The sequence below is a fragment of the Nocardioides luteus genome (assembly GCF_000960475.2).
GTDB lineage: Bacteria > Actinomycetota > Actinomycetes > Propionibacteriales > Nocardioidaceae > Nocardioides > Nocardioides luteus_A.
On sequence record NZ_JZDQ02000066.1, the window covers coordinates 1 to 6,099 of the forward strand.

Below are 6,099 nucleotides of genomic sequence, written 5' to 3' on the forward strand. Positions count from 1 at the left end.
GGTGCCGGTCATCGAGCTTGTCGAGATGACCTCTGATGAGACGCCCCCGGTCATCGAGCTTGTCGAGATGACCCGTGTAGAGCGGAGCTGTCAGGGGTGAGGAGTCTGCGACGTGTTGGCCAGGTCCGGAAGATCGCCGGGGCGTCCTCTGACGAGCGCAAGGCGCTTGGCGCGGCTCCAGTTCTGTATCTGCTTCTCCCTCTCGAAAGCATGCTCGACGCTGTCGTACTGCTCGTACCAGACCAGCTGCACAGGGAGGCGATGACGGGTGTACTCCGAGCCGAGGCCGACGCGGTGTTCGGAGAGCCGGCGTTCGAGGTCGGTCGTGCTGCCGACGTAGAGAGTTCGGTCGGCGCAGAGGAGCATGTAGGTGTATGCCATCCCCTCATCATGAGCGGGACCACCGACAGTTTTCGGGGCCGTGTTGTCCGGCGGTCGAGCTTGTCGAGACCTCGACTCTTACGGGAGGTGGTGGTCTCGACAGGCTCGACCACCGCTGGGGCGGGCGTTGCGGTCTGGAGGTCGAGCTTGTCGAGACCTCCCCAGGCGTGGTGGTTTCGACAAGCTCGACCACCGGGGAATGTGCCGGGACTGCGGCTTGGAGGGGGCGCGGTGGTCTCGACAGGCTCGACCACCGGTGGGGGAGGTCGAGCTTGTCGAGACCTCTGTTCACACGAACCAGAGGGGTGCGGGGTTGTTGATGGGCGGGGAGTTCTTGGTTGTGCGTTTCACGTGAAACAGTTTGATCTGTGAGCGAGGAGCGTGAGGGCGTGGACGGTCTCGGGAAGATCGATCCGCGGGCGGAGAAGGTCTTTCCGGCCGATCGGCTGGAGCTCGCGGAGAAGTACGCCGCTTGGTTGGCCGATGCGGGGGTTGTACGCGGTCTGATCGGACCGCGGGAGGTTCCGCGGCTGTGGGATCGGCACATCCTCAACTGCGCCGTGCTGGGAGAGGTGATCCCTGAGGGGGTCACGGTGGCGGACATCGGGTCGGGCGCGGGACTGCCCGGTCTGGTCCTTGCGATCGCCCGGCCGGATCTGCAGATCACGCTGATCGAGCCGCTGCTGCGTCGTACGACCTTTCTCGAGGAGGTCGCCGAGGACCTCGGGCTCGAGAACGTCACGGTGCTGCGGGGGAGGGCGGATGCCTTCCATGGTGAGCTCGGGTTCGACGTGGTGACCTCGCGAGCGGTCGCCGGCCTGGGGAAGCTGCTCGACTGGTCGATGCCGCTGGTGGTCCCCACGGGCGCGCTGGTCGCGATGAAGGGGTCGAGCATCGAGGCGGAGATCGACGAGGCCGGCCCGGTGCTGAAGAAGTGGGGATGCGCGCCTCCGAGCGTCTCGGAGCTCGGTGTAGGCGTTTTGGAGACGACAACTGTCGCGGTTCGGGTGGTTTGGTCGGATCCCGCACGGGTAGATTGGCCGCCGGTCCCCAAGGGCGGCCAGAAGGGGCCCAAGGGTGGGTCCCGGAAGAAGCGCCGCTGACGCGCACAACGCGGTGGTCTCGACAGGCTCGACCACCGGGTGGCCTCGACAAGCTCGACCACCGGCTATGGAGGGTTAGGAACTATGCCGTACGACGACGAGAGCGCTCAGAACGCCGTTTCACGTGAAACCGACGAACCGGTGTCGATCAGGCTCCGTACGGCCGGGGACATCGCATCCTTCGAGAACGACTTCGCCACCGAGGCGACACCGCTGGCCGCTGCGGCCGAGCACACGCTCCTGGCGCGCGGTGCGGCGAGCAACCGACCCCCGCTTCCGCGCCCCGCGAGCACGCGGGTGATCGTCTCCGCCAACCAGAAGGGCGGCGTCGGCAAGACCACCTCGACGGTGAACATCGCGGCGGCGCTGGCGCAGCTCGGCCAGAAGGTCCTGGTCATCGACCTCGACCCGCAGGGCAACGCCTGCACCGCGTTCGACGTCGACCACTACCAGGGCACGCCCGGGACGTACGAGGTCCTGGTCGAAGGCGCCGCGCTCGAGGACGTCGTCGTGCCGGTCCCGAAGCTCGACGGGCTCGAGCTCGTGCCGGCGACCATCGACCTGGCCGGTGCCGAGGTCGAGCTGGTCGAGGAGGAGGGTCGTGAGCAGCGTCTGAAGGAGGCGCTGGCCAAGTCTCCCCGTGTGGGCAATGCCGAGGACCGATGGGACTACGTCCTCATCGACTGCCCGCCCTCCCTGGGTCTGCTCACGGTCAACGCGCTCGTCGCGAGCACCGAGGTGATGATCCCGATCCAGGCTGAGTACTACGCGCTGGAGGGTCTCGGCCAGCTCCTCAAGACCGTCGAGATGGTGCGTGCCGCACTGAACCCGACGCTGAAGGTCTCCTCGATGCTGATCACGATGTACGACGCCCGCACCCGCCTCGCGTCGCAGGTCGCCGAGGAGGTGCGCGAACACTTCGGTGACACGGTCATGCGCACCTTCATCCCCCGCGCTGTGCGCGTCTCCGAGGCGCCGTCGTTCGGGCAGACGGTGATGACGTACGACCCCGGCTCGCCGGGTGCGCTGAGCTATCTCGAGGCCGCCAAGGAGCTCGCCAAGCAAGGCGAGCACGGATGATCGAGCTCGCCGAGATCACCCGCGAAGCGGTCGCAACACCGGTGGTCGAGCTTGTCGAGACCACCCGCGAAGCGGTCGCAACACCGGTGGTCGAGCCTGTCGAGACCACCCGCGAAGCAGCACGAAACTGACATGGGGGACACAGAAATATGAGCAAGCAGCCGCCGAAGCGTGGTCTCGGACGAGGTCTGGGCTCGCTGATCCCGACCGCTCCGCCCGCAGCCGGAAACGAGTCGACCGACAGCGCTTCTGTCCAGCTGGAGGTCCGCCATTCGGACCTTTCCGCTGGAGCGACTTCTGGCCCGTCCGTGGACCCTGGGTCCACCGACCCGGCGGAAGGCCGCCAGATCGAGAATTCGGATCTGGCGCCCGTCGACGGCGCATATTTCGCCGAACTTCCGGTCAAGCAGATCCATCCCAACCATGTGCAGCCTCGCCAGGTCTTCGACGAGGAGGCGATGGCCGAACTGGTCCACTCGATCAGTGAGATCGGCCTCCTGCAGCCCATCGTCGTCCGGAAGGTCGCGACCGACTCCTACGAGCTGGTCATGGGTGAGCGTCGCTGGCGCGCCACCCAGAAGGCGGGCCTCGATGTCATCCCGGCCATCGTCCGCGAGACCGACGACACGGACATGCTCCGGGACGCGCTCCTGGAGAACCTGCACCGCTCGCAGCTGAACCCGCTCGAAGAGGCGGCCGCCTACCAGCAGCTGCTCAACGACTTCGAGTGCACCCACGACGAGCTCGCCCAGCGGATCGGCCGGTCGCGGCCGCAGATCTCCAACACGATCCGGCTCCTGAAGCTCTCCCCGTCGGTGCAGCGCCGGGTCGCCGCCGGCGTGCTCTCGGCCGGTCACGCTCGTGCCCTGCTCGCGGTCGACGGTGAGGCGCAGCAGGACAAGCTGGCGCAGAAGGTGGTGGCGGAGGGCATCTCCGTCCGCGGCCTCGAGGAGATCGTCGCTCTCGGCGACCCTGACGGCGACGCGTTCGCCACGCCGCGTGTCCGGCGGGCCAAGCCGAACGCTCCTGGGCTCAAGGAGATCTCCGACAAGCTCTCGGACCGCTTCGACACCCGCGTCAAGGTCGATCTGGGCCGCTCCAAGGGAAAAATCACCGTCGAGTTCGCCACGCTGGAGGACCTGCGGCGGATCGTCGAGCTGATGTCGCCGCCGGCTGACGAATCCATTTAGACATCAAGCGATAAAGCGTTTTGTCGACAAATAGCTAGAGGGATTTCAGATACGTCGCCGGGCCTGTCGAGAAGTTCTCTGAGCGGCCTCAGGTGATCTCGACAAGCTCGACCACCGGTGGGTTTGGGTCGTCGAGTTGGCTGAGAAGCTCTGTGAGCGGCCTCAGGTGGTCTCGACAAGCTCGACCACGGGTTGATCTCGGTCATCGAGCTTGTCGAGATGACGCCTGAGCGGGGTCTCGGTGGTCTCGACAGGCTCGGCCACCGGCCCGTGAGCTACTGCGTGTTCGTCGAGGGGTGCTCGGCGCCGCGGATGGGGAGGCCGGGGATCGGTCCGGTGGCACCGAACGTCTCCAGGAGCTCCATCTCGGCCTCGATGACGCCGGCCAGGCGGCGTACGCCTTCCCGGATCCGCTCCGGGGTGGGATAGCAGTAGGAGATCCGCATCGAGGAGGCGCCGAAGCCGTCGGCGAAGAAGCCGGTGCCGGGGACGTACGCGACTCGGGCGGTGACCGCGCGGGGCAGCATCGCCTTGCAGTCGATGCCGGCGGGGAGCGTCAGCCAGACGAAGAAGCCGCCGTCGGGCTTGGTCCAGGTGCAGGCCGCGGGCATGTAGTCCTCGAGCGCGTCGAGCATGGCGTCGCGGCGCTCGCGGTACATCTCCCGCATCTGCTTGATCTGGCCCTGCCAGTCGTGGTTGGAGAGGTAGGCGGAGACGGCCATCTGGTTGAACGGCGGCGGACAGAGCGTCGCCGACTCCTGGGCGAGGACCAGCTTCTCGCGGATCGCGGAGGGGGCCAGCGCCCAGCCGACCCGCAGGCCGGGGGAGAACGTCTTGGAGAAGGAGCCGAGGTAGATGACGCCGGGGTCCTGGGCGCGCATCGCCGGTCGCGGCTCGTCATCGAACCCGAGGAGGCCGTAGGGGTTGTCCTCGAGGACCAGGACGTCGTGGCGCCGGCAGATCTCGAGGATCTCGGTGCGGCGAGCGGGCGTCATGGTGACGCCGGTCGGGTTCTGGAAGTTCGGGATCGTGTAGAGAAACTTCACCCTGCGGCCGGAGGCCTTGGTGGAGACGATCGCCTGCTCGAGCGCGGCCGGGATGAGGCCTTCGGCGTCGACCTCGGCGTGCACGACGTCGCACTGATAGCCCTTGAAGACGCCCAGCGCACCGACGTACGACGGGGCCTCACAGATCACCACGTCGCCGGGGTCGCAGAAGACCCTGGTGACCAGGTCGACGGCCTGCTGGGAGCCGACGGTGACGACGACGTCGTCGGGGTGGGCCTCGATGCCCTCCAGGCGCATGACCTCGCAGATCTGCTCGCGCAGGACGGGGTCGCCCTGCCCCCCGCCGTACTGCAGCGCGGTCGGGCCCTGGCTCAGGACGAGATCCTTGATCGAGTCGCCGACCACGTCCAGCGGGAGGCTGGAGATGTTGGGCATGCCGCCGGCCAGGGAGACGACCTCCGGGCGCGCTGCGACTGCGAAGAGAGCTCGCACCTCCGAGACCGTCATGCCTGCCGTGCGGGCGGCGTAGCGGTCGGCGTAGGGGTCGAGGCGGGATGATGTTGCGCGCTGGGGAAGATCAGTCATGGTGTCACCATCATGAAGGATCGCATACGCTGGTGACAGACCCTTAACCGATGATCAAGGGTGAGACATGGCACGCAGGATCCTTCCGCTGACGCTGGACCTCTTCGCCGAGGTTCCGGCGCCGTGCCGCGCCTGTCTGTTCTGGGAGCGCGACCCCGTCGGCCACCGCCGTGTCGACGCCTCGCAGACGATCGCGCTCAAGGAGGCCTGGATCTCCGAGGTGCTCCGCGAATGGGGCTCGTGCGGCCGGGTGGCCGTGGTGGACGGTACGCCGGTGGGATTCGTGCTCTACGCGCCGCCGGTCTTCGTCCCGCGGGTGGCCTCGTTCCCGTCAGGACCGGTCTCCGCCGATGCGGTCCTGATGACCACGGTCTGGATCGACCCCCGCCACGTCGGTGGCGGGATCGGCCGCATGCTGGTGCAGGGGATGGCACGCGACCTCGTCCAACGGGGTTCCGTCCGCGCGATCGAGGCCTTCGGCGACGTCGGTCCGTTGAGCGGGATCCATGGGCGCCGCTGCGCCGCTCCGGCCGACTTCCTGGGACGGGTGGGGTTCAAAACCCACCGCGAGCACCCGACCGTGCCACGGATGCGGATGGACCTGAAGCAGACCGTCACCTGGATCGACGACTTCGAGACCGCGTGGGAGCGGCTGCGGGAGGTCGTACGTCCTCGAAGTCATCCGTCTCCTGCCTCCACGGAGCTGCACCGCGACGGGGAGTGAATGTTTCCCGTGAAACGTGTGTGGCACCC

At 67.4% G+C, this 6,099-nt stretch carries 7 protein-coding genes; 5 read left to right on the forward strand and 2 right to left on the reverse strand.

The features are described 5' to 3' along the window. Positions 1-90 precede the first annotated feature (90 nt). Positions 91-381: a GIY-YIG nuclease family protein gene (locus UG56_RS27160; protein ID WP_045547260.1), complete on the reverse strand. Its 291-nt coding sequence runs from the start codon at positions 379-381 to the stop codon at positions 91-93. A 368-nt stretch (positions 382-749) separates the two neighbouring features. Here UG56_RS27160 and rsmG point away from each other — a divergent pair, with 368 nt between their 5' ends. The 4 genes from rsmG (at position 750) to UG56_RS27175 (ending at position 3,754) form a co-directional block, all read left to right on the forward strand. Further along, positions 750-1,484: a 16S rRNA (guanine(527)-N(7))-methyltransferase RsmG gene (rsmG, locus tag UG56_RS27165; RefSeq protein WP_256206933.1), complete on the forward strand. Its 735-nt coding sequence runs from the start codon at positions 750-752 to the stop codon at positions 1,482-1,484. An 84-nt stretch (positions 1,485-1,568) separates the two neighbouring features. Continuing rightward, positions 1,569-2,564: a ParA family protein gene (locus UG56_RS27170; protein ID WP_084101682.1), complete on the forward strand. Its 996-nt coding sequence runs from the start codon at positions 1,569-1,571 to the stop codon at positions 2,562-2,564. Then, positions 2,561-2,695 carry a hypothetical protein gene (locus tag UG56_RS29010; RefSeq protein ID WP_256206936.1) on the forward strand — a complete coding sequence of 45 codons (135 nt, stop codon included), beginning with the start codon at positions 2,561-2,563 and terminating at the stop codon, positions 2,693-2,695. The genes UG56_RS27170 and UG56_RS29010 overlap by 4 nt, the downstream gene beginning before the upstream one ends. Positions 2,696-2,713: 18 nt before the next feature. Next, on the forward strand, positions 2,714-3,754 hold the full coding sequence (locus UG56_RS27175) for a ParB/RepB/Spo0J family partition protein (protein WP_045547258.1): 1,041 nt from the start codon (positions 2,714-2,716) through the stop codon (positions 3,752-3,754). A 275-nt stretch (positions 3,755-4,029) separates the two neighbouring features. On the opposite strand, the gene UG56_RS27180 is transcribed toward UG56_RS27175, so the two are convergent. Continuing rightward, a complete protein-coding gene (locus tag UG56_RS27180; protein WP_045547257.1) occupies positions 4,030-5,346 on the reverse strand; it encodes an aminotransferase-like domain-containing protein in 1,317 nt (438 codons plus the stop codon). Between the two features lie 67 nt (positions 5,347-5,413). Here UG56_RS27180 and UG56_RS27185 point away from each other — a divergent pair, with 67 nt between their 5' ends. After that, complete coding sequence (locus tag UG56_RS27185) at positions 5,414-6,070, forward strand: GNAT family N-acetyltransferase (protein WP_045547256.1); 657 nt, start codon at positions 5,414-5,416, stop codon at positions 6,068-6,070. Positions 6,071-6,099: the final 29 nt, after the last annotated feature.